A 24407-nucleotide genomic window follows, 5' to 3' on the forward strand; every position below is an offset into this window, starting at 1 on the left:
TCATGCCTTGCAATGATGGGGACATGAACAGGCATGCTCCCGAGCAGGACATCAACGAAGATGACCTCCAGATCCACCCACCCAAGCGCTCCGCCGCGGGCGTCAAGGCAGTCACCGTTGCATTGGAACGCGGTTGGGCCCAAGCGGGCGTCAGCCGGACCGTCAAGTCAATGCTCCGCGTCAACCAACGGGACGGCTTTGACTGTCCCGGCTGCGCCTGGCCGGAGTCCATCACCGGCAAACGCAGCCCCGCCGAGTTCTGTGAAAACGGGGCCAAGGCAATCGCCGAGGAGAGCACCACGCGCGTGGTCGACGCGGAATTCTGGGCCCGGCACTCCCTGGCCGAGCTTGAGGACAAGACCGAATACTGGCTCGGCAGCCAAGGCCGCATTGCCGAGCCAGTGGTGATCCGCCCCGGCGACACACACTATTCGCCGATCAGCTGGACGGATGCTTTCGCCCTGATCGGCGAGCACGTGAATGCCACGACGCCGGAGCGCTGCGTTTTTTACACCTCGGGGCGGACGGCCAACGAGACCGCGTTCATGTACCAGCTGTTCGCACGCAGCCTGGGCACCAACAACCTGCCCGACTGCTCGAACATGTGCCACGAGTCTTCCGGGAGCGCCCTCAACCCGACCATCGGCATCGGCAAGGGCACGGTCTCCCTGGAAGACATCCACGAAGCCCAACTGGTGCTCGTTGTGGGCCAGAACCCGGGCACCAACCATCCGCGCATGCTCTCCGCCTTGCGTGATTGCAAGAACAACGGCGGCAAGGTTGTCGCCGTCAATCCATTGCCGGAAGCCGGGCTCCTCAATTTCAAGGATCCCCAGTCGCTCAACGGCGTCGTGGGAGGCGGCACGGACATCGCCGATGAATTCCTGCAGATCAAGGTCGGTGGCGACCTTGCCTTGTTCCAGGCGCTGGGCCATCTCCTGCTCGAGGAGGAGAAGCGGCAGCCGGGAACAGTGGTGGACCGCGCCTTCGTCGAGGCCCAGACCGACGGCTTCGAGGCCTACGCCGAAGCCCGGGCTGCGCTGGACTGGGTCGAGACCGAACGCGCCACGGGCCTGAGCCGCATCGAAATCACCAAGGTGGCCGGCATGCTGGCCGCCTCAAAAGGCACCATCATTTGCTGGGCGCTGGGCCTGACCCAGCAGCCCCACTCGGTGGACACCTTGCGGGAAATCATCAACCTGCTGCTCCTGCAGGGAAACTTCGGCAAGCGGGGTGCCGGAGCCTGCCCCGTCCGCGGCCACTCCAACGTGCAGGGCGACCGCACCATGGGCATCTGGGAGAAGCCTTCCGAGCGCTTCCTGGCAGCCTTGGACAAAGAGTTTGGATTCACCATGCCGCGGGCGCACGGATACGACTCCGTGGAAACCCAACACGCCCTGGAGAAGGGTGATGTGGACGTGTTCGTTTCCATGGGCGGCAACTTCGCCGCGGCGGGCTCGGACACCGTCGCGCTGGAAGAAGGGCTCAAAAGGGCCGGGCTGACGGTGCACATCTCCACCAAACCCAACCGTGCCCACGTGGTGCACGGCAAGACCTCCCTGATCCTGCCTACCCTGGGCCGAACGGACACGGACGACAAACACCCGGGCGGGCGGCAGATCCTCTCCGTGGAAGACTCCATGTCCGTCATCCATTCCACCCAGGGCCGGTTGACCCCGGTCTCGGAGCACCTGCTCAGCGAACCCGTCATCGTCGCACGCATGGCCCAGGCAGTGCTCGGGGATGGACACCCTGTGGATTGGCGTGCCATGGCCGAGGACTACGACGTCATCCGGGACCACATCTCCAGGGTGATCCCCGGCTTCGAGGACTTCAACGCAAGGGTGCGGACCAAGAACGGTTTCGTGCTGCCCAATCCGCCACGCGACACCCGCACGTTCGCCACGGACATCGGCAAGGCACGCTTCACCGTGAGTCCGCTGGAGTACCTGGAAGCCCCGGCCGGCCACCTGATCCTGCAGACAGTCCGCAGCCACGACCAGTACAACACCACGTTCTACGGGCTCGACGACCGCTACCGGGGAATTTCCGAAGGCCGCCGGGTCATCCTTGTCCACGAGGAGGATCTCAGCGAGCTCGGCTTCGTGGACAGGGACATGGTGGACGTCATCTCCACTTTCGGCGGAACGGAACGCCGGGCGGACAAATTCCGGCTGGTTGCCTACCCCACTGCCAAGGGTTGCGCGGCGGCGTACTTCCCGGAGGCCAACGCCCTGGTCCACCGGGAGCTCGTTGCCCGTGAATCCAACACGCCGGGCTACAAGGCCATGACAGTGCGGTTCGTCAAGCATGGGGATGCCGCCGGAAACCGGGATTCTGCCGGGACGGTGGGTATCTGAGATGGGACGGGTAACCCAGCGCCGCAAGGTGCACAAATATGTCCTGGATGGCTCCGCCCAGGCGCTGGAGCACCCGGTCCGGTACCGCGAGGACTTCCTGGCTGTCGAGGAACCGCTCGAGGTGCGCCTGGGGCACCTGTCCTTCTCGGTGACCATGCGGACCCCTGGCGACGACTTTGACCTCGTGGCGGGCTTCCTGGTCTCCGAGGGCGTCATCTGGGACCCGGCCCAGCTCATTTCCCTGCGTTTCTGCGCCGGCGAGGACGAGAACGGCGTGCAGACCTTCAACGTCGTGGAGGCGCAGTTGCGTCCCGACGTCGTCCTTCCGGAGACCGGCCGCAACGTCTACACCTCCAGCTCGTGCGGGATCTGCGGCACCGACTCCATCGAGGCAGTGCGCAAATCCTCACACTTCAGCCCCGCCGGCGACTCCCTGAGCATTCCGGTCGAGGTTCTGGCGTCGCTGCCTGACCGTCTCCGCGAAGCACAAGCGGTCTTCGACAAGACCGGGGGAGTGCATGCCGCCGGACTCTTCCGGATCCACGACGACGGTGCCGCCGAGCTGCTGTGCCTGCGGGAAGACGTGGGCAGGCACAATGCGGTGGACAAGGTGGTGGGCTGGGCACTCCGCGAAGGACTGTTGCCCTTGAGCGGCACCGTCCTGCAAGTCTCCGGGCGGGCATCCTTCGAACTGGTCCAGAAGGCGGCGCTCGCAGGGATTCCGGTTCTGGCCGCCGTCAGCGCACCCTCCAGCCTCGCGGTGGAGCTCGCGCAGGAGACCGGCCTGACCCTGGTGGGATTCAGCCGGGGGACCAGCCTGAACGTCTATGCAGGCAGTGACCGGGTGGGTGTTCCGGCCGCATCTTCGGATGTGCGGGGTTGACCGCCAATCACTTGGCTATTGTTCCGGAACAACGTAGATTTTATCCATCGAATGGAATCTGTTTCTTCCGAACAATGACCCTGCCGATTCAGGCTGCTCATAACGGTAAGGAAGCAATCAACCGAGCCCACTGCAAAGGGGACCTCAATTGCACGACGACCGCCGGATCACCGAGAAGCGGCTCGAACGTTTTGTCCGGGAGCGGATAGCGCCCGCCATCTATGGCAGGGCACTGCCTCTTGAAATGAGCAGCTGGGATGCCCCGGGAGAGCCGGTGACGGTGTCGGAAGCAGTCCGCCAGGTCTTTGAACCCCAGGAACACGGTGCTGCGTGGGGCAAGGCCTGGAGCACCAAATGGTTGCGGCTTCGGGGCGAGGTCCCGGAGGGCTGGGGAGTCGCGGATGGCACCGCGGTGGAGATCGTCGTCGATCTCGGGTTCAGCATCGACGCTCCTGGATTCCAGTGCGAAGGCATCGCCTGGCGGCCGGACGGCACCATCATCAAGGCCATCTCCCCGCGCAACCAGCACGTCCCGCTGAAGCTGCTCGGTGGCGGCCTCTCGGTGGACTTCTACGTGGAAGCCGCCGCCAACCCGGACCTCAGCCAGGGGTGGAGCTTCGCAGCAACTCCCTTGGGGGACAAAACCACTTCCGGAGACGAACCCCGCTACCGGCTCGGACGCATAGCCATAGCCGAACTCAACGAGGTGGTGTGGGAACTCCACCAGGACATCTGGACCCTCAGCGGGCTGATGCACGAGTTGCCCTTCGAACTGCCCAGGCGGCATGAGATCCTCCGCGCCTTCGAGCGCATGCTCGACGTCATGGACCCGGACGATGTTGCCGGGACGGCAGCCGCCGGCAGGGAAGCCCTCGCCGAGGTCTTGAGCCGGCCCGCCTACGCCTCGGCCCACGAACTTCTGGCCACTGGCCACGCCCACATTGACTCGGCCTGGCTGTGGCCGGTCCGTGAAACCATCCGCAAATGCGCCCGCACATTCTCCAACGTCGTCGCGCTCATGGATGAGAACCCCGATTTCGTCTTCTCCTGCTCCTCTGCGCAGCAATTGGCATGGATGAAAGAGTTCTACCCGGAGCTGTTCATCCGGATCCGGGAAAAGGTCAAGGCCGGGCAATTCGTGCCGGTCGGCGGCATGTGGGTGGAATCGGACACCAACATGCCCGGCGGCGAGGCGATGGCGCGCCAATTCGTGGAGGGCAAAAGCTTCTTCCTGGAGGAGTTCGGCATCGACTGCCAGGAAGCGTGGCTGCCTGACTCCTTCGGATATTCCGGTGCCCTCCCGCAGATCGTCAAAGCCGCTGGGTCCCGGTGGTTCCTGACCCAGAAGATCTCCTGGAACCAGGTCAACAAAATGCCGCACCACACCTTCAATTGGGAGGGCATCGACGGCACGCGGCTATTCACCCACTTCCCGCCCGTGGACACCTACAACTCCGAGCTCCACGGCCGCGAACTCGCACACGCCCAGCGCAACTACCGGGAGCACGGCCGCGGCACCATCTCGCTGGTCCCGTTCGGTTACGGCGACGGCGGCGGCGGACCCACACGCGAAATGGTTGCCGCAGCCCACAGGACAGCGGATCTGGAAGGCTCGCCAAGGGTGCGCATGGGAACCGCCGAGGAGTTCTTCAAGCAGGCCGAGGCTGAGTACCGCAACCTCCCGGTCTGGGTAGGCGAGATGTACCTCGAGCTGCACAGGGGCACCTACACGAGCCAGGCCAATACGAAACAAGGCAATCGCCGCTCGGAACACCTGCTGCGCGAGGCCGAGCTTTGGTGCTCGACGGCGGCAGTACGGACTGCAGGTTCGTTCACCTATCCCGCGGCGGACCTCAAGCGGTTGTGGCGGCTGGTGCTGCTCCAGCAGTTCCACGACATCCTGCCGGGCAGTTCCATCGCGTGGGTCCACCAGGATGCGGAGCGGAACTACGCCGCAATCGCCCGGGAACTCGAAGGCATCATTGCGGGTGCTGCGTCCGCCCTGCTGGGCGAGGGAGACACCATGTTCCTGCTCAATGCAGCGCCGCACGAACGCAGCGGCGTACCCTCGCTCGCCGCTGCCGAGCCGGTCCACTCGGATCATCCAGTCAATGTCACGGAACGCGCCGGCGGGTATGTTTTGGACAACGGAATCATCCGCGCGGTGCTGGACGCCAACGGATTGCTGACCTCCCTGTCGGATTACGCAACGGGCCGGGAAGCCATTGCGCCCGGGATGTTCGGAAACCACCTTGAGCTCCATCGGGACACGCCCAACGAATGGGATGCCTGGGACATTGACGAGTTCTACCGCCGGAACGTCGTCTCGGTAGTCGACGCGCGATCGGTGACGCTGGAAAGCGCAGGCTGGGACGCCGTCGTCGTGGTGGAGCGGACGGTGGGCTCCTCCACGATCACGCAGCGCATTTCACTTGAGGCCGGCGCGGAATCCCTCGGTATTTCCACCACGGTGGACTGGCAGGAACACGAGAAACTGCTGAAGATCGGTTTCCCGCTGGATGTCCGCGCTGATCGTTCCGCCTCGGAGACCCAGTTCGGGCACGTATTCCGGGCCACGCACACCAACACGTCCTGGGAGGCTGCCAAGTTCGAATTCTGCGCCCACCGCTGGATCCACGTGGCGGAGCCGGGTTACGGTGTCGCGCTTTCCAACGCATCGAGCTACGGGCACGACGTCACCCGGACCATCCGCGACGACGGCGGAACCACCACCAATGTCCGCGTATCACTGCTGCGGGCGCCCAAGTTCCCGGACCCCCAGTCCGACCTCGGTGTGCACGTCCTGGATCTGAGCATCCGGCCCGGCGCCAGCATCGGCGACGCCGTGGAAGAGGGGTACCGGACAAACCTCAAGCCAAGGCTGCTGACGGGCGCGAACCCTGTGGAACCGCTCTTCACGGTGTTCAACCAAGCGCTGGTCATCGAGGCCGTCAAGCTTGCCGAGGACGGCTCCGGAGACGTGATCGTACGGCTTTACGAATCACTGGGGGAGCGTTCCACTGGCCTCATCACGGCCAACTTCGAATCCGCCAAGGTGCAATCCGTTGACCTCTTGGAGCGCCCGGTTGAGGCTCCAGGGGTGAAGCCTGGCGTGGGTGCCGCCGAACTTGCACTGCGCCCGTTCCAGTTGGTGACCTTGCGGTTCAGTTAGTGGCGACGGCGCGGCCGGTGGGCCGGGCCGGTTTACGGCGGACGCACAGGCTCCTTCAGGGAAGCCCCAACCTTCGTTGCGTACCTTGGGACAATGTCCAATGCCATGACGACCGACTCCGGACGGCTGCCTGCCGAACAAACGGAACGGCAGCAGCCCGGGGGACAAGAGCAAGCGACGGAGTCCACCGCCCGCCGCATCCCTGCGATCCGGCCCGAACGGGCTCCGATCAGCACGTCCGACGGCAGGGTGATTCTTGACGTCGCGATACCGGTCTACAACGAAGAAGCGGCCCTCGAACCGGCGGTCCGTCGCCTGCATTCCTATCTCAAGGACAGCTTCCCGCACCTGTTCACGATCACCATCGCGGACAATGCCAGCACAGACTCGACCCTGGAGATCGCACGCCGCCTCAGTACCGAGTTCAGTGAAGTGCGCGTCGAGCACCTGGACCGGAAGGGGCGCGGGCGGGCGCTTCGGACCGTATGGCTCGCGTCCGAGGCGGCGGTGGTCGCCTACATGGATGTTGATTTGTCCACGGATCTTGCAGCCCTCGGTCCACTCATTGCGCCGCTCTTGTCGGGGCACTCGGATTTGGCGGTCGGAACCCGCCTGAACCGAAACTCGCGTGTCGTTCGAGGAGCCAAACGGGAGTTCATCTCCCGAAGCTACAACCTCATCCTCCGCGGCTCACTGGGCGCACGCTTCTCGGACGCCCAATGCGGCTTCAAAGCCATCCGTTCTGACATCGCGCGCGCCCTCCTGCCGTGCACCGTCGACGATGCCTGGTTTTTCGACACCGAATTGCTGGTCATCGCCGATCGGGCCGGTCTCAGGGTGGCCGAGGTGCCGGTCGACTGGACAGATGACCCGCACTCGTCGGTTGACATCGTGCGGACCTCGATCGATGACTTGAAAGGGATCGTGCGGATCGGGCGGGACATGATGACGGGGCGGATACCGGTCGCCGAGCTGCGCACCGCCCTTGGCCGCAAGGCCCCGGACAAAGGCAACGGCGCGCTCCTGGGGCAAATGCTCCGTTTCGGCGTCGTGGGTGTCGTCTCGACGTTGGCCTATCTCGCCCTGTTCGTCTTCATGCGTACGTTCGCCGATGCGCAGACCGCGAATTTCGTGGCAATGCTCATCACGGCGGTTGCAAACACCGCGGCCAACAGGCGGCTGACCTTCGGGGTGTCCGGAGCGACGGGAGCTGTACGGCACCAGTTCCAGGGCCTTGTGGTCTTCGCCCTTGGCCTGGCGCTGACTTCCGGGGTCCTGTTCTGGCTGGCCTCCGGCGGTGAGCCCCCCAGGGCGGTCGAAGTAGCGGGCGTCGTCGGCGCCAACCTCCTGGCGACCCTGCTGAAGTTCATCCTGTTCAGGGTCTGGGTCTTCAAGCAACCGCGCCAGCCCTAGGCGTGCGGAAGCCCACAAACGCTCCATTTCAAGTGAAAGACACAATGAGCTCCAAATCCATGACTGTCACCACCCCCACCCGGGACCAGAAAGCCGCCGCTCCCCGAGAGGCCGCTTTTGCCAATCGATGGGAGCGCCTGGCGTACGGCGAAAATCAACCGCGGTGGGTCAGGCCCTCGGCCGCGGCACTGCTCCTGGTTGCCGCGCTGGTCTACGTGTGGAATCTGACGAATTCCGGATACGCCAATTCCTTCTACGCTGCGGCCATCCAGTCGGGGACAAAGAACTGGACGGCATTGCTGTTCGCATCCCTGGACCCATCGAACGCCATTACGGTCGATAAGCCGCCGGCAGCTTTCTGGATACCCGCCCTGCTGGGCCGCGTCTTCGGGTTCAATTCCTTCACCATGCTGCTGCCCCAGGCAGCGATGGGGATCGCTTCCGTCGGGATGCTCTACTTGGCCGTCAAACGGGCGGCGGGACCGGCCGCAGGCCTTGTCGCAGGAGCTGCCCTCGCCGCGACTCCAGTGGCCGCACTCATGTTCCGTTTCAACAACCCCGATGCCATGATGGTCTTCTGCCTCATGGTTGCGGCCTGGATGACTGTGAACGCCACCCAGAAGGCCAGCCCGGCGTTGCTTTTCTGGGCAGGAACGTTTGTGGGCATGGCCTTCCTCAGCAAGATGCTTGAAGGGCTGATGACCGTCCCGGCGCTCGGACTTGCCTACCTGTTGGCCGCCCCGGTTCCGCTCCAGAAGAGGCTTCTGCACTTGCTCGGCGCCGCGGGAGGCATCACGCTCGTCTCCGGCGCGTACGCGCTTGTTTTCCAACTCACTCCGGTATCCGTACGGCCATACATGGCGGGGTCGCAAGGAAATTCCCTGTGGGAACTTGTCTTCGGCTATAACGGGCTGAGCCGGATCCTAGGCCGGGGCAGCGCGACCCCCGGGGGAGGCGCGGCACCGGACTTTGCCCGCTATTCCGGTGGCGCCGGTGCTGTGCCTGGCGGCGGCGGAGGTGGGGCTGGATTCTCGTTCGGCGGCCCTCCCGGTGTCCTCCGCTTGTTCGGCGGCGAGTTCAGCGCTGAAGTGGCGTGGCTCCTGCCCGCCGCGTTCCTCCTCCTGGTAGCCGGACTGTGGTTCACGCGCCGGGCCGCGAGGACCGATGCGATCCGTGCCTCCTTGGTCTTGTGGGGCACATGGCTGGTCATCACCGCCGCTGTCTTTTCCTTCATGAGTGGCACCATCCACGCCTACTACACGGTCGAACTTGCCCCTGCCGTCGCCGCGTTGCTCGGCATCGTCGGGGTCCAACTCTGGAAACACCGGTCCCAGCCTGCGTCCCGGGCCGTGCTGGTGTCGGCTGTCCTGCTGACGTCGATATGGTCCTTCGTGCTGCTTTCCAGCGACCCGGGGTGGCTCCCGTGGCTCCGATGGACAGTTCTCGCTGCAGGCATCCTGAGCGCAGCCTTGATCGCGGCTGGTCCGATCCGGCTTGGGAAAGCCAGTGCAGCGGCGGCGATCCTGGCGCTCTTGTCAACAGGCCTCGGCGCGGGCGCATGGACTGTAGCCACTGCGGCCACCGGCCATACCGGAGGCTCGCCTTCCGCGGGACCGGGCTCAGGAGCGAACAACCAAGCGATGGGGCTCGCAGGGCTCACCAGCCCGGCCGGTTCCGCCTCCCGTAACGGGGCATTCGACCGCTTCCGTGGTTCCGATGCCGCCAACCCCCAGGCCGCGGCAGAAGGATTCACCGAACCCCTCGGGAATTCCGCGCTGAACACCCTTCTGCAGACGACGAAGACGAAGTGGTCTGCTGCCACCGTTGGCGCGAACAGTGCCGCAGCGCTTGAGCTCGGTTCCGATACTTCGGTGATGGCCATTGGCGGTTTCAGCGGTTCCGATCCATTTCCGACCCTGGACCAGTTCAGGCAAATGGTTGCCGCAGGACAAATTTCCTACTTCGTTCCGGGCAGTCCCTTTGGCGGTCCGGGCGGCCAAGGCGCGCCCGGCAAGGCAGGTGCCTCGGATCCTGAAAATCCCGGACAGGGCCCGGCGGCCCGCAGCGATAGTGGAACCGAGGCACGTGGCCTCGGACGGGCAGCCGGGAACGGCACATCCTCGGCCATCACGCAGTGGGTCGAAGCAACGTTCCCGGCTACGACAGTCGGAGGGAGCACCGTCTACCGTCTGCACCAATGAGCGGGCGACCCTGGCCCAACTAACTCGCAGTTAATGTCGTTCTGGAGGCCCAAAACGACAACAAATGCGAGCTAGTTGGGTCAGACGTCGTGCTGGAGACGCTTGACGAATTGCTTGGTGCGTTCCTCGCGCGGTTCCCGGAGGACCTCCGCGGCAGGACCGCGTTCCACCACCACGCCGCCGTCCATGAAGATGACTTCATCGGCAACCTGGCGGGCAAAGGCGAGCTCGTGCGTCACGATCACCATGGTCCAGCCTTCGTCGGCCAGTTCCTTGATGACACCCAGCACCTCACCCACGAGTTCCGGGTCCAGGGCCGAGGTGGGCTCGTCGAAGAGCAGCAATTGGGGCTTGAGGGCCAAGGCCCGCACGATTCCCACGCGTTGCTGCTGGCCGCCTGACAGTTCGAAGGGGTAAGCGTCGCGCTTGTCAGCGAGGCCCACCCGGGCCAGGAGCCGCTCGGCTTCGGCAACAACTTCCGCGCGGGGGCGCTTCTGGACCTGCAGCGGTCCCTCGATGATGTTCTTGAGGACCGTCATGTGCGGGAACAGGTTGTAGTGCTGGAACACCATGGCGCTGCGGTCCCGGAGGGCGGCGATCTCCCGCTTGCCCACGGTTCCCGCGAAATCGAGCGTCAGTCCCGCGCCCGACCCCCGTACCGTACCGGCGTCGGCGTCCCCGAAGGTGACTGTGCCGGCGTCGGGCACTTCGAGGCCGTTGAGCGAGCGCAGGACAGTCGTCTTTCCCGAACCGGAAGGCCCGATCAAGGCAACCACCTGTCCGCGGCGGACTTCGATGTCGATGCCGCGCAGCACCTCGTTGCTGCCGAAGGCTTTGGTGAGGTCCCGCGCGGACAAGACCAGCCCGGAGTTTCCCTGGGAGGCGTTGCTGGGCTCAGTGGGCGACATAACGGTCCAATCTACGCTCCAGGGCGGACTGGCCCGTGGAGAGGACGAGGCAAATGACCCAATAGACCAAGGCCGATTCGAGATACAGGATCATGAATTCCTGGCTGAACGCGGCAATTTGCTGGGCGTTGCGGAAAAGCTCGGTGACCAGGATGAGTGAAGCCAGCGAGGTGTCCTTCACGAGGGAAATGAAGGTGTTGGACAGCGGAGGCACCGAAACCCTGGCCGCTTGCGGCAGGATGATCCGCACAAGCGTTTCCGGCCGCGACATTCCGATGGTGTGCCCGGCCTCCCATTGGCCCTTGGGCACGGACAGGATCGCGGCGCGGATGACCTCGGCCGCGTAACCGCCCACATTGAGCGAAAACGCGATGATGGCACTAGGCCACGGCTCCAGCTTCACGCCAATGCTCGGGAGGCCGTAGAAGATCACGAACAATTGCACCAACAAAGGCGTCCCGCGGATCACGGAAACGTAGAAGCGCGCGACGCCGGAGAGCAGCTTGTTGGGGCTCAGCCGCAAGAGCGCAACGAGCAGGGCCAAGGCCAGGCCCAGGGCGAACGAGGCCAGTGTCAGGGGGATGGTACCCGTGACGGCGCCGCCGACGATCGGCCCGAAGGAACTCCAGACGAGGTCCCAGTTGAAGGTCATCTGTTTGGCCGCCGGCTACTTGGTAACGTCTGCGCCGAAGTACTTCTGGGAGATCTTTGCCAGGGTTCCGTCTGTGCGAAGGTCCGCGAGGGCTTTGTCCACTGCGGCCTTGAGTTCGGTGGATCCCTTGCGGAAGACCATGGCGCTTTGCGTCTTGTCGGTGGTCTCCGCCGCGATCTTCAAGCCGGAGTCCGGGGTGCTCTTGGCGTAATCGAGATAGGTCAGCTTGTCGTTGACCGTTGCGTCGACGCGGCCCTGGCGGACCAAGGTGGCGGCTTGCGCCCAACCTTCGACGGACTGGACGTTGGCGCCGGCGTCGACTGCCATCTTGTAGAAGTTGCTGGTCAGCGACTGGGCGGTGGTCTTGCCTTTGAGGTCGGCGAAGCTGTTGATGGAGTTGTTGTCGGACTTGGTCACCACGACGCCGTTGGAGATCGTGTACGGCACCGAGAAGTCATACTTGGCCGTGCGCTCAGGGTTGATGGAGATCTGGTTGGCAATAGCGTCGAAGCGCTTGGCATCAAGTCCCGCGAAGATGCCATCGAACTGGGTTTCCTGGAAGGTTGCCTTGACGCCGAGCTTGCCGGCCACGGCCTGGGCGATTTCGACGTCGAAGCCTGTGAGGGGGCCGGCTCCGTTGTCGTGGAAGCTGAACGGCCGGTACGTGCCTTCGGTGGCGATGACGATCTCGCCTTTGGACTTGACGTCGGAGAGCGAGGTGTCTCCACCCGACGTCGACGACGGCGAGGAGCCGCCGCCGCAAGCGGACAGTGCCAGCGCGACGGCGGCAAGGGTTGCGGACAGGGCTATGCGGCGATTGGACAAGCTCTTCATGAAAGCCATCTTAGTCACGGGACCGTACCAGCTTGCCCCGGGCCTACACACAAGGACGCTTAAATAGGCTGAGTGGGGGCGGTCCCCAACAGCCCGCCACCACTCATCCCCCCAAAAGTGCTTCCGCACGCGCCACGAACCTTGGAAACCCGTTCATTGATTCAAAGGTCAGGCTGCGTCGCCTTCACACATTCATAATTATGCCACGATATAATGGATTTATGAAAGAGGTTACGCGGTATGTTTTTTACGTTACCGCGCGGCGAGTCCGGCTGGCAACGGTCTTGGACAACCAGATACCTCCCAAGCCAAGCGCAGCCGCCAAAGCGGCCGAGTAATTGATGAGCGGGCGCAGCCACGTGTTCGAAAGCGGGATGAGCGGAAACACTTGGGAAACGATGAGCAATCCGAGGCCCAGGAGCAGGGTCGCAGACGCGGCGCGGAGCAGGACGGGACCCGGGTTTCGAACGGACCGCCACATGCCCGGGAGAAGGCATACGGCGACGTAGCCCGGGTAAAACCGTCCCAAAGCCGCGTAGACCTCGAGTGACGGCCCCCACGTCAGCGCGTCCAGGCCCACGCTGGAGCCCGAGGTGTCCGTCGAGAAGAAGAAGGCGGCAGTCAGGACCGCGGTACCACCCAAGACGGCCAAACCGATCGGCCCGCGGATGGCACGTTCACCGCCGGGTGAGCCAAACGCCCGGGCAACCTTGATGCCCATCAGCAGGAACGTTCCGTAGAGCAGGAACCGGAGCAGCAGGTTGCAGAGGTTGAAGTTGCCCAGCCATCCGTCAAACAGCATGTACGGACCCTCGATGCTGAGGAGGATGTCGAGGGAAATCAGGGCGAACAGGACGAACATCATCCGGTTTTCACCCCGCACGGCGCTCGGAATGCGAATGGCCGTCAAGGTGACGCAAACGAGGAGCGTGGCCCACGCCAATACGGTGATCATCCCAAGTTTTCCCAGATTCTGTTGTTGTGGTCGAGCTCGTGTTCATGGCGGCGCAGGGCCTTGCCCAGCGCCTGCAGGCGCTCTCCGGCCAACAGTGCCAGTTCGCCCTCGGTCATCCTGTCCAGGGCGGCGCGCCGCGCCCCGGGGGGCCATCCTGCCTCGGCCTCGGTGACGAGGCCGCTGGCCACGAGGCCTCCGGCCGGTCCGACGCCGGCGGCTCGCGACGTTGCCAAGGCCAGTTCAGGGGGCAGCCTGTTGGCCGTCAGGTGCGCGGAGAAGTTCTGCGGCGCAATCCCGCTGGCCTCGCTCACGCGGTGGCGCAGCTCGCCGTCGTCAATCGCGTCCACCCAGTTCCTGACCGAACTCGCGTGCGGAGTCTCTGCCAAGACCAAAGACGCGACGCCGTCCCGGGGGCCGGAGCGCTCCACGACTGCCCGCAGCAGGTCCATGGTGGAGACCTGGCTGACGAGTTCCGCGTCAGTAGGGGGAACCGGGGTCCCGCGAAGCGCCGCGTAGGCCTCGAATTGCGCCAACGCGTCGAAGGGATTCATGTCGAAGGCCCGGCTGATGCTCACGAGCGAACTCTCGGCCACCTTGCCGCGGACCAATTGCTGGGCCAACGTCGTGCGTTTCACTCCCGAAAAGCGGCACACATCAGCCGTGCTGGTGTCCGGGGCGATACCGTGCAGCCAGCGCTGGAACGCCTTGGAAGGGAGGGACATTAACCACTTTCTGATAGGCGAGGACCGGCGTGCGGCATCCGGCAGGCGGCTCCTGCCAGCTCGCGTGAGGTCGATTTTACGATGAGCGCACATTGAATTATGCTTGATTCTCGAACCCGCTGGTCCGCACACCCCCCAAGTACGGACCGGCGGGTTCTTCCATGCCCCGGGCTTTTTCGCACGGCAGGGTTTTCAAACGGTTGCCCCACGTGGCCGGTCTTTCCGCTCAGGAGCGGAGCAGTGAGAGGATAGACCAATGACTGCAACGCTTGTCGCCAAAGAGCTTTCCGGCGGCCACGGTCACCGCACCTTGTTCTCGAAGCTCTCCCTCACAGTCGCGCCAGGAGATGTCGTGGGTGTCGTCGGCGCCAACGGCGCCGGGAAATCCACCCTGCTGCGGATCCTTGCGGGAGCCGACCGCCCCCAGGAGGGCACGGTCAGCCTCGCTCCCAGCGACGCCTTTGTCGGCTGGCTGCCCCAGGAACACGAACGCACCCCCGGCGAAACCGTCGCGGCCTACATTGCCCGCCGCACTGGTTGCGCCCAAGCAACGGCCGAGATGGAAGCCGGCGCCGAGGGACTCGCGGCCGGGACCCCTGACGCCGACGACGCATACTCCTTGGCTTTCGACCGCTGGATGGCATCGGGTGCCGCGGACCTGGAGGACCGGATTCCCGCGGTGTTGGCGGAGCTTGGCCTCGAATCGGGTCCGGACGCGCTCATGACCGGCCTTTCCGGAGGGCAGGCCGCCCGCGTTGCCCTCGCCGCGCTCCTGCTGAGCCGCTTCGACGTCGTGCTCCTCGACGAACCCACCAATGACCTGGACCTCGACGGACTCGCCCGGCTTGAATCGTTCGTCCAGGGCCTTCGCGGCGGCGCGGTGCTCGTCTCGCACGACCGTGAGTTCCTGGCGCGCTGCATCACCAAGGTGCTGGAGCTGGACCTGGCCCAGAGCAGCGTGGCGGTCTACGACGGCGGCTACGATTCCTTCCTCGAAGAGCGGGCTGTGGCAAAGCGGCACGCCCGGGAACGCTACGAGGAATTCGCCAACACCAAGGCTGATCTCGTATCCCGGGCCCGGACGCAGCGCGAGTGGAGCTCGCAGGGTGTCCGCAACGCCATGAAGAAGAGCCCGGACAACGACAAGATCCGCAGGGCGGCGAGCGTCGAGTCGTCGGAAAAGCAGGCACAGAAAGTCCGGCAGATGGAGTCGCGCATCGCCCGGCTCGACGAGGTGGAAGAGCCGCGCAAGGAATGGCAGCTGCAGTTCAGCATCGGCCAGGCTCCGCGCTCCAGTTCCGTCGTGGCGACCTTGCGCGACGTCGTGGCCCACCAGGGCGATTTCACGCTCGGACCGGTCAATCTCCAGCTCAACGCCGGCGAACGAATTGGCATCACCGGACCCAACGGAGCAGGAAAATCCACCCTCCTGCGGCTGCTGCTGGGACTCCAGGAGCCCGACGCCGGAGACGCTTCCATGGGTGCGTCCGTGGCGATCGGCGAGATCGACCAAGCCCGTGGACTGCTGGCGGGGCACCTCACCCTGGCAGACGCCGTCGAGTCCGTCCTGATCGAATGGAACTCGGCGGATGTCCGCACCCTCCTGGCCAAGTTCGGCCTCAAGGCGGACCACACTTCCCGGACCGTGGATTCCTTGTCCCCGGGCGAACGCACCCGCGCGGCGCTCGCGCTGCTGCAGGCCCGCGGCGTCAACCTGCTGGTCCTGGACGAACCCACCAACCACCTCGACCTGCCGGCGATCGAGCAGCTTGAGGAAGCCCTCGACGGCTACGACGGCGCGCTCCTGCTGGTCACGCACGACCGCCGCCTGCTCGAAAACGTCCGGCTCGATTCCCGCTGGCACCTTGACAACGGCACCGTGACCGAACTGCACCACACTTCCGGAATGGGGAATCACAAGCCATGAGCATGGATGGCGTCGCCTGGCGCTCGCTCTACAACATCACCCGCGCCAAGAGCGGCTCCCAGCCGTTTTCGCGGGAAACCATCAAGCGCGTGCTCGCTTTCGCGAAACCGTACCGCAACAAGCTGATTGCCTTCGTCCTGGCCTCCATCGCCGGCGCATTCCTTGCGGTTGCCACTCCGGTGCTGGCCGGCAAGGTGGTGAATGCGCTCATCGCCAAAGCAGGCGTGGACGTCGTGATCGGGCTGGCCGCGCTCATCGCTGCCGTGGCCGTCGCCGACGCCGGAGTGGGACTGCTGACCCGGTGGCTGTCTTCCGTGATCGGCGAAGGCGTGATCGTTGATCTCCGGACGCAGGTGTTCGACCACGTGCAGCGCATGCCCATCGCTTTCTTCACACGGACCCGGACCGGCGCCCTCGTCAGCCGGCTCAACAACGACGTCATCGGAGCCCAGTCGGCCTTCGCGGGCACGCTCTCCGGGGTGGTCAGCAACGTCGTGTCCTTGATCCTGACACTCGTGGTCATGCTCAACACCTCCTGGCTGGTCACCGTCCTGGCGATGGTGCTGCTCCCCATCTTCCTGATCCCCGCACGCCGCATGGGCTCCAAGCTGGCCGACCTCCGCCGTGAGGCCGCGTCCCACAACGCGGCCATGGGAACCCAGATGACGGAGCGTTTCTCCGCACCAGGAGCCACGCTCGTCAAACTCTTCGGCCGCCCGGACGAAGAATCCGCCGAGTTCGCCCTGCGGGCCGGCCGCGTGCGGGACATCGGCGTCCGCACCGCCATGTTGCAGTTCACGTTCATCACCGCGCTGACCCTCGTTTCCGCACTTGCCCTCGCACTCGTTTATGGACTGGGCGGTTGGCTTGCGCTGAGCGGGCAGCTGGCCGCGGGCGACGTCGTCGTGCTGGCGCTGCTGCTCACCCGGCTCTATGCGCCGCTCACCGCGCTGTCGAGCGCCCACGTCGAGGTGATGAGCGCGTTGGTCAGCTTCGAGCGGGTCTTCGAGATCCTGGACCTCAAGCCGCTCATCCAGGAGAAGCCCGACGCCGTCGCGGTGCCTTCGGGACCTGTCGCGGTGGAGTTCGACGACGTCCGCTTCGGCTACCCGTCCGCGGAAAAGGTTTCCCTCGCCTCCCTCGAGGAAGTGGCGACGCTCGACACGCGCGGCGGCGAGGAGGTCCTGCACGGTATCAGCTTCCGCGTGGAGCCCGGGCAGACCGTGGCGCTCGTGGGGTCCTCCGGCGCGGGCAAGTCCACCGTGGCGCAACTGCTGTCCCGCCTGTACGACGTCGACTCCGGCGCCGTGCGCCTGGGCGGGCACGGGTGGGGTACCGGCCTGGACATCCGGGACGTAACGTTCGATTCCCTCAGGGCGACCCTGGGCATGGTCACCCAGGACGGCCACCTGTTCCACGAAAGCATCGCCTCCAACTTGCGCCTGGCCCGGCCGGGAGCGACGGACGAGGAAATGTGGGACGTGCTCCGGCGCGCCCGGCTCGAAGCCATGGTCCGCTCCTTGCCGGACGGCCTGGAGACCGTGGTGGGGGAGCGCGGTTACCGGCTTTCCGGCGGGGAACGCCAGCGGCTCACCATTGCCCGGCTCCTCATCGCCCAACCGAAGGTCGTCATTCTGGACGAAGCCACAGCAGCCCTGGACTCCACCAGTGAAGCGGCCGTCCAAGCGGCTTTGGGCGAGGCACTTGAGGGACGCACCGCCGTCGTGATCGCCCACCGGCTCTCCACCATCCGGGCGGCCGACGTCATCCTCGTCGTGGAGGACGGATCGATCATCGAGCGCGGCTCGCATGCAGAGCTCCTCGCCGGGGACGGCCGATACGCAGAGCTGTACAACACGCAGTTCGCCGAGGCGACGGCCGTGGCCCAGGAAGCTGTTCCGGAGCTTTAGGCGCGGCGCCGGCGCCGGCCCTTAGAGTCAGCTCCTGGTGTGTTGACGGACTTCGGGCGCGACCTCCACGCGGTTCCGGCCGGCGGACTTGGCGGTGTACAAGGCCATATCGGCTTCCTTGAGGAGCCGTTCGCTGCTGACCCGGTGGTCGGGCACGAAGGCCGAGAGACCGGCGCTCAAGGTGAGGGTGCCCGAAGGGTTTCCTGAGTGGGCAATCCCCAGGTCCCGCACTGCCTCCAGTGCGCGGGCGAGCCTTGCCTCTGCGCCGGATGCCGTCTGGCCGGGCAGCAGGAAGAGGAATTCCTCCCCGCCGAACCGGTAGATTCCATCGCTTTCGCGCCCTTGGGCGGCAAGGGAGGCCGCTACCGACTGCAAGGCGAGGTCGCCGGCCTGGTGGCCATAGAGATCGTTGTATCTCTTGAAATTGTCCACGTCGCAGATCGCCAGGCTGTAGTCCGTCCCGTAGCGGGCGCTTCTGTCATGCAGCCGTTCCAGGTCCTCCGAGAGCTTCAGCCGGTTATGGAGCTTCGTCAGGGGATCGGTCCGCGCTTGCTCCGCGAGCGCGGCACGGTAGCGGGCAAGGTCCGTGTGCAGCGAAGTCACCCGTTGCGCCACCAGCAGCCGGGTGTGCAAAGCGAACGGGTCAAGCGGCTTGGCCACGTAATCATCAGCACCGGCGTGCATGCCCGCGACGACGTCCTCGCGGGCATCCTTCGACGTGACAAGGACAAGATAGGTGTAGGAGTCTTCTTCCGCGCTCCGGATGGCGCGGCAGAGCTCCAGTCCGTTGAGCCCGGGCATCATCAGGTCAGTCACGACGACTTGCGGCCGGTGTTGCCGGTACAGTTCCCAGGCGGAGCTGCCATCCGCTGCCACGATGCATTCATGGCCGGACTGCTCCACCGCGGCCTTCGCCACGAGGCGCGAACCGAAGTCGTCGTCCGCCACCAGGACCTTCACGAGGCCACCGACAGGGCGTGGTCCAAGGCTTTGTCAACGAGGGCAAGTTCGGCCTCAAGGCCGGCTATGAGCGCCGGATCGACAGGCTTGCCGCTTGATGAGCTGCGTTCCAATTCCTCGCACATCCGGGCGGCGCGGGCGGCTCCGATGTTGGCTGCGGCGCCTTTCAATTTGTGGACCACCTGTCTGAAAGCTTGTCCGCTTCCGTTGTCCAAAGCCTGGCGGAGTGCTTGCAGGCTCGGTTGAATGTCTTGCCTGAAGGCCTGGGCCGCGGCGGGCAGCAACCCCAATCCGTCTGCCGGGCCGAGGTCACGCAACGTTTCCAGCCTTGCGGGGTCGAGGGCAGGTCCGGCATCTTCCTCGGAACTTTCCGGGATCCATCGCGAGAGAACCTGGTCCAAGGTGTCCACGTCCACCGGTTTGGTCAGATAGTCGTCCATGCCGGCCGCGAGGCAGCGCTCACGATCCTCATCCAGGGCCCCTGCGGTCATGGCAATGACGGGGAGCCGCCTGCGGCCATCGTTGCGTGCCCGGATAGCCTTGGTGGCCTCGAATCCGTCCATGACGGGCATATGGCAATCCATCAGGACTGCGGCATACTCCTTGGCCGCGGTGGCGGCGACTGCTTGGCTGCCGTCGGCAACGACGTCGGCCTCGTACCCGAGCTTCGCAACCATGCTGCGGGCCACGAGCTGGTTGACCTCGTTGTCCTCGACGACCAGAATCAGGCCGTGCGAAGGCTGGCTGATGGTTACAGGGATCGCCGGAGAAACCGCGGGAGCCGCGAGTGGGCGGGCCGCTACAAGACGCATGAGCCGGTCGTAGAATTCGGAGCTGCGGACGGGTTTCGTCAGCCATTCCCGGACCCCGGCGGCCACAAGTTCGGCTTTGTCCACATTCATGGTGGACGTCAGCATGATGATCCGCGTCGATTCCAGCGCGACGTCGGTGCTCAGCTTGTGGGCCAGTTCCAAGCCGTTCATGTCCGGCATGCACATGTCCAGCACCGCAATGTCGAAGCGACGTCCGGCGGCGGCTTCTTCACGGCAGCGGTCCAGGCCCTGTTGGGCGTCGCCGACAGCCTCAGGATTCATCCGCCAGCCCGCCAATTGCGCTGTGAGCACCAGCCTGTTGGTCGAGTTGTCGTCCACCACCAGGACCCGCAGTCCCGTGAGCTGCTCGGGCGAGACCGACGGCGGAACTGCGGCGGGCCCGCTCACCGCCAAGGGAAGGGTGGCCCAGAAGGTGCTTCCGTTGCCCAAGGAACTGTCGACCCCGATCTCGCCGTCCATCACTTCGGTGAGCCTCCGTGAGATCGCCAGCCCCAGGCCGGTTCCACCGTATCGCCGGGTGGTGGAGGCGTCGGCCTGCGAGAACGACTCGAAGAGCCTGAGATGGTCTGCCGCCTCGATCCCGATCCCGGTGTCCCGGACTTCGAAGCGCACCCGCACGTTCGTGGATTCCTGCTCCACGACCTTCACGCTGATGACGACTTCCCCCGAGGGGGTGAACTTCACGGCGTTTGAGGCCAGGTTGAGCAGGATCTGCCGGATGCGGCCGACGTCGCCCACCAGCATCGCCGGAACCTCCGGGCGGCAGTAGGCAATCAGCTCAAGGCCTTTGGCTTGTGCGGGCTCGGCAAGGAGGACCGCGAGTTCCTCCACCAAGGTGCGTGGATTGAAGGGCACAGGGTCAAGATCGACCTTGCCGGCTTCGAGTTTCGAGAAGTCCAGAATGTCATTGATCAGGGTGAGCAGGGCTTCGCCCGCCCCCTTGACGCCCTCGGCATATTGGCGCTGGGCTTCTTCCAAGGGGGTGTCCAGCAATAAGCCGGTCAACCCGATCACGCCATTCATCGGCGTGCGGATCTCATGGCTCATCGTCGCGAGGAACTCCGACTTCAAGCGGCTGGCTTCCTCGGCGGCTTCCCTGGCAGTCACCAACTCGGCCTGGGCGATCCTTCGTTCGGTGATGTCCTGGGCGATCGTGGCGACTCCGCGGATGCCGCCGGTGCCGCGGATCGGGGACATGGTGATCGAGACCGGAACGGGGGAACCGTCGATGCGGAGCCGTGTTGTTTCGTAGCTGTGGGTTTCGCCGCCGGCCCTGATGGCCGCCATGAGCTGGTTCTCCTCATCCTGAAGCTCATCCGGAATGACGAAGGAAACATTCCTGCCTATTGCCTCTGCGGCGCTGTACCCGTAGATCCGTTCCGCGCCGGGGTTCCAGCTGGTGATGACACCGTCAAGGGTCTTTCCCACGATGGCGTCCGCCGAGGAGTTGACGATCGCGCCGAGGCCTTCAAGCTCCGCCGTCCGCTGGGCAACCTTCGATTCGAGATCCCGGGTCAGGTTGATGTTCTCCAGGATCATGAGGATCTGGCGCGTGACGGCGAGGGCCAGCACGGTAAGTCCTACGGTCTGGAGGAAGGGGTCGCCGGGGCGCCCGACGCGTATGGGCGCCACCATGACGGCACCGAAAACGGGGACATAGGGGAGGAGTTCCAGGGCCAGGGTGTAAAGGCGCCGGTCCGTCCTGGGACGCGGGGCGTAAGGGACCAAAGGGGCAACGGCTATCAGCAGGAACGCCGCGATCCACCCTGCTGCCAAGGGTGTTCCGGTGAGCCCAGTGACTCCGTCGGAAGTCTGGTCCACGTAGGTGCTGTCAGTGATCGCCAGGACCAGGAGGCCGCCACCCAGGCAGGCCCACCTGAGGCGCTCGCCGGGTGCCGTCCGCATGGTGAGCATGAGGACAAGGGAAACCATCACGATATCGGCAACGGGATAGGCAAGGCCGGTGAGGTGGACGAGGGGGTCCGGCCCCTCGGCCTTGTACATGGAACCGAGGACGGTGGCCCAGCTGATGAACAGCACCGCGGAGGCGATCACTGCCGCATCAAGGAGTCCGCGCAGGAAAGCAACACGGGAAACCCTGGGACGCGGGAACAAGTAGAGGCCGATCGCGGCCGGGATCGAATAGCCGACGAATGCGGCATCTGCTGCGGATGGGTAGGGATAGTTGTGGTCAAGCGTCAGCCCGTAGAAGGTCCAGATTGATTGACCGATGGTCCAGATCAGCGTGGCCAGCGCCATGACCCACCATGCGCGGGAGCTTTCGTCTTTGCGTCGGGCCGCGCGGGCGCAACTGACCGTGGCGAGCAGCACCGCCGCCAGGATGGCGAGATCCCCGGCGGACTGGGCCGCGGACGTCCCGTGGTTGATTCCGAGAACCATCGCCAGGACGGCAACTGCGGCACCGGCGGCAATGACCGCCCACAGCAGGGTGGGCTTTCGCAACCCGTAGCCGCTCATGCCGATGGCCGGAGCGTCGCGGCGCTCATCAAGATATTGCATGCGATCCCCCAGCTGGATCTGACAATGCGGGGCTGTATTAGGTTAAACCAAACTTTGCCACCAGTCGCCTGAAAGCTCTACTGGTTCTTCATCTTTGGGCGAGCAAGGGCAGCACGTGGTCGGTCAGGAGGGGAGCCAAATCGTCCGGAAGTTCGGCAGAGAGATCCAACCAGCGGATCTCTGCGATCTCGGCCGAAGGATGGGCTTCCCACGTTCCCGGTGCCGTGAAGACGGTGGCTTCGATGTCGGTGGCGGCCTCGTTCGCAGCGGCAGCGAGCCAGCTCCCCAAGGGCTCCAGCCCGGCCGGATCGACGTCGATTCCGACTTCCTCGGCCAGCTCGCGGGATGCCGCCTCCGCCGCTGTTTCACCTGGTTCGGGCTTGCCTCCCGGGTGCATGAACTTGTCCGTGCCGCGCTTGCGCACCGTCAGCAGCCGTCCGGCGTCGTCGTAGACGCAGACCGCGCTGACCACAATCAGGTCCTTTGCTGGGCGGTTGCGGGTCATTGCTCTCTCCTTAGCCGGGATTCCAGCAGCAAGTCCTTGGCCGGTCCCTGGACGTCCCAGGCGTAGCTGAAAGCGTCCAGTCCGCCCCAGAGGTAATTGACCTTGTAGTCATCGGGATCGCACCAGTGGCTGTCCTCGTTGGCGTGGTCTCGGAAGCTCATGCGGTGGAAGGGCTTCCCGTCCGGGAAATAGACGTCCATGGCGGCGGGGGAGTCGCCGGGCCGCAGGAGGTATTCGCGGAAGGCCGGACCCGTGTGGGTGGCCCAGGTCATGGTGCCGTCTTCGCGAAGGGCGAGGCCGCCGTCGGGGGTTCCTGAATAGCGCACGACGCCGGTGAACGTGCCTCGGGCGCCGCTCGCGCGGTCCCACAGGGACCGTTCCACGGTCCAGCTGCCCAGCAGGTAGGCCCGCAGGTCTTGCGTCGGAGACGATTCGCGCAGCTGGTCTTTCAAGTGCCCTCGATTGGAATCGAACCAACGACACCGGCTTTAGGAGAGCCGTGCTCTATCCACTGAGCTACGAGGGCCTGTGCACGTGCTGGAAGCTCCGGGGAGCCGCTGGCCGGGCACGCATACAAGCATACAAGCTGCCGGGGCGCCCCCCGAACACCGCCGCGGGCAACAGGGGCGGCGCGGCAGAGGGGCGGGCTGAGGCTAGGCTGGCCCGCATGAGAGAGCAGATGACGGTGCCGGCCGCATCCGGCGACCACCTCCCGGACCTGGGGACCATCCGCTCCAACATCGGAGGCTGGGCCCATTTGAGCGTGGTGCAGTATTTCGTGGCCGAATCGGCGGTGATAGAAGCCTGGCGCGGCCCCGAGCCCTACGATCGCCGGACCGGTTTCATCAGCGATCTTGGCGCGCTCAAATGCGGGATCTACGAACACCGCGACGTCTGTTCGCCCCTTCACTTGCTCATGAATGCCTCCTTCGTGGTGCAGGGCCTGGCGTTGCTCTTCGGGGCGTTGCTGCTTAGTTCCGCGCTCCTGTGCATCGCGGCCCGTCCCGGCGTGCGGATCCTGCAAGGCGCCGGCTACCGCAAAGCGTGGCCCACCGCCGTCGCGGTCCGTGTCTTGACGGGGATCTCCGGGCTGGGGACCGTGGTTGTTGGTTTTGTGCCGGAGGACCTGGGGTCTCCCTTCCACTTCGTGGGCGCCCTCATGTTCTTCATCGGAGGTGCATTCGCCCTGGTGCTCCTCGGAGTGCTCTGGCTGCCGCATACTCCCATGAGCTGGTTCATCCTGGTATGCGGAACGCTGACCCTGGGCGCCCTCGTGGTCGGTGGGCTGACGCGGATGGATGTCCCCGAACCCGGAACCTTGGAACGCCTGATGGGCTATCCGGTCACGATCGGATTTTCCGCCGCAGGGCTGGTGGTGGCGCAAAGGGTCCGGGACGTACGGCGAACGGCGCGGCTTGCAAAACGCTGAGTTTTCGCGGGTAGCCTCATGTCAGCGAGTGGGTGGTCTTTGCATTATCATGAGTGCACTCACCGGAAAGGCGCCGGGCTGAGGGTTCCACGCAGTTTTGGCGCAGACTAGATTGACCGATACGGCAGAACATAGGACCCATGACTCATCAGCTTGTTCGGCGTGGTCCGGGACACGCAGGCGTTATTTTCCCCATAGGGGCAGGATCCGGCCTTTCGGGTCG

The 24407-nt window shown here is 65.0% G+C and carries 17 protein-coding genes and 1 tRNA gene; 8 read left to right on the forward strand and 10 right to left on the reverse strand.

All coding sequences use genetic code 11. The features are described from left to right. Positions 1–23 precede the first annotated feature (23 nt). From OIT41_RS04235 to OIT41_RS04255, 5 genes are all read left to right on the forward strand, one after another. Complete coding sequence (locus OIT41_RS04235) at positions 24–2360, forward strand: FdhF/YdeP family oxidoreductase (RefSeq protein WP_241708165.1); 2337 nt, start codon at positions 24–26, stop codon at positions 2358–2360. Between the two features lies 1 nt (position 2361). Continuing rightward, on the forward strand, positions 2362–3243 hold the full coding sequence (gene fdhD, locus OIT41_RS04240; protein ID WP_241708166.1) for a formate dehydrogenase accessory sulfurtransferase FdhD: 882 nt from the start codon (positions 2362–2364) through the stop codon (positions 3241–3243). 148 nt (positions 3244–3391) lie between these two features. After that, positions 3392–6415: an alpha-mannosidase gene (locus OIT41_RS04245; RefSeq protein ID WP_241708167.1), complete on the forward strand. Its 3024-nt coding sequence runs from the start codon at positions 3392–3394 to the stop codon at positions 6413–6415. A gap of 93 nt (positions 6416–6508) precedes the next feature. Next, positions 6509–7828: a bifunctional glycosyltransferase family 2/GtrA family protein gene (locus tag OIT41_RS04250; RefSeq protein ID WP_264637464.1), complete on the forward strand. Its 1320-nt coding sequence runs from the start codon at positions 6509–6511 to the stop codon at positions 7826–7828. A gap of 59 nt (positions 7829–7887) precedes the next feature. Beyond that, on the forward strand, positions 7888–10029 hold the full coding sequence (locus OIT41_RS04255) for a glycosyltransferase family 39 protein (RefSeq protein ID WP_264637465.1): 2142 nt from the start codon (positions 7888–7890) through the stop codon (positions 10027–10029). Between the two features lie 80 nt (positions 10030–10109). On the opposite strand, the gene OIT41_RS04260 is transcribed toward OIT41_RS04255, so the two are convergent. The 5 genes from OIT41_RS04260 to OIT41_RS04280 all read right to left on the reverse strand — a co-directional run bounded on the left by OIT41_RS04260 (position 10110) and on the right by OIT41_RS04280 (position 14100). Next, positions 10110–10937 carry an amino acid ABC transporter ATP-binding protein gene (locus OIT41_RS04260; RefSeq protein ID WP_241708170.1) on the reverse strand — a complete coding sequence of 276 codons (828 nt, stop codon included), beginning with the start codon at positions 10935–10937 and terminating at the stop codon, positions 10110–10112. Then, positions 10924–11589 (reverse strand): amino acid ABC transporter permease, encoded by a 666-nt coding sequence (locus tag OIT41_RS04265; RefSeq protein WP_241708171.1) that lies wholly within the window; start codon positions 11587–11589, stop codon positions 10924–10926. Before OIT41_RS04265 ends, OIT41_RS04260 begins: the two co-directional genes overlap by 14 nt. 15 nt (positions 11590–11604) lie before the next feature. After that, positions 11605–12423, reverse strand: a complete 819-nt coding sequence (locus tag OIT41_RS04270) for an amino acid ABC transporter substrate-binding protein (protein WP_241708172.1) — start codon at positions 12421–12423, stop codon at positions 11605–11607. Positions 12424–12670: 247 nt separating this feature from the next. Further along, positions 12671–13378, reverse strand: coding sequence for a hypothetical protein (locus OIT41_RS04275; protein WP_241708173.1), 708 nt, complete (start codon positions 13376–13378; stop codon positions 12671–12673). Beyond that, a complete protein-coding gene (locus OIT41_RS04280; RefSeq protein ID WP_078106258.1) occupies positions 13375–14100 on the reverse strand; it encodes a hypothetical protein in 726 nt (241 codons plus the stop codon). Before OIT41_RS04280 ends, OIT41_RS04275 begins: the two co-directional genes overlap by 4 nt. Positions 14101–14356: 256 nt before the next feature. Here OIT41_RS04280 and OIT41_RS04285 point away from each other — a divergent pair, with 256 nt between their 5' ends. Together OIT41_RS04285 and OIT41_RS04290 are read left to right on the forward strand one after the other, a co-directional pair. Further along, positions 14357–16027 (forward strand): ABC-F family ATP-binding cassette domain-containing protein, encoded by a 1671-nt coding sequence (locus tag OIT41_RS04285; protein WP_241708174.1) that lies wholly within the window; start codon positions 14357–14359, stop codon positions 16025–16027. Continuing rightward, positions 16024–17937 carry an ABC transporter ATP-binding protein gene (locus OIT41_RS04290; protein ID WP_241708175.1) on the forward strand — a complete coding sequence of 638 codons (1914 nt, stop codon included), beginning with the start codon at positions 16024–16026 and terminating at the stop codon, positions 17935–17937. Before OIT41_RS04285 ends, OIT41_RS04290 begins: the two co-directional genes overlap by 4 nt. A gap of 27 nt (positions 17938–17964) precedes the next feature. Here the strand turns inward: OIT41_RS04290 and OIT41_RS04295 are convergent, their stop codons facing one another. The 5 genes from OIT41_RS04295 to OIT41_RS04315 form a co-directional block, all read right to left on the reverse strand. Beyond that, positions 17965–18897, reverse strand: coding sequence for a diguanylate cyclase (locus OIT41_RS04295; RefSeq protein ID WP_241708176.1), 933 nt, complete (start codon positions 18895–18897; stop codon positions 17965–17967). Continuing rightward, complete coding sequence (locus OIT41_RS04300; RefSeq protein ID WP_241708177.1) at positions 18894–22250, reverse strand: response regulator; 3357 nt, start codon at positions 22248–22250, stop codon at positions 18894–18896. The genes OIT41_RS04295 and OIT41_RS04300 overlap by 4 nt, the downstream gene beginning before the upstream one ends. A gap of 88 nt (positions 22251–22338) precedes the next feature. Continuing rightward, entirely contained in the window at positions 22339–22755 is a 417-nt protein-coding gene (locus OIT41_RS04305; RefSeq protein ID WP_241708178.1) for an NUDIX hydrolase, read from the reverse strand. After that, positions 22752–23207: a DUF6314 family protein gene (locus OIT41_RS04310; protein WP_308196780.1), complete on the reverse strand. Its 456-nt coding sequence runs from the start codon at positions 23205–23207 to the stop codon at positions 22752–22754. The genes OIT41_RS04305 and OIT41_RS04310 overlap by 4 nt, the downstream gene beginning before the upstream one ends. A 1-nt stretch (position 23208) precedes the next feature. Then, a tRNA-Arg gene (locus OIT41_RS04315) sits at positions 23209–23281 on the reverse strand. A gap of 141 nt (positions 23282–23422) precedes the next feature. Between OIT41_RS04315 and OIT41_RS04320 the strand changes: the two genes are divergently transcribed. Then, the gene (locus tag OIT41_RS04320; protein WP_241708179.1) at positions 23423–24184 is read left to right on the forward strand and encodes a DUF998 domain-containing protein; all 762 of its coding nucleotides are present in this window, start codon (positions 23423–23425) and stop codon (positions 24182–24184) included. Positions 24185–24407 lie beyond the last annotated feature (223 nt).

The organism is Arthrobacter sp. YA7-1, assembly GCF_025960325.1.
Classification (GTDB): Bacteria; Actinomycetota; Actinomycetes; order Actinomycetales; family Micrococcaceae; genus Arthrobacter; species Arthrobacter bambusae_A.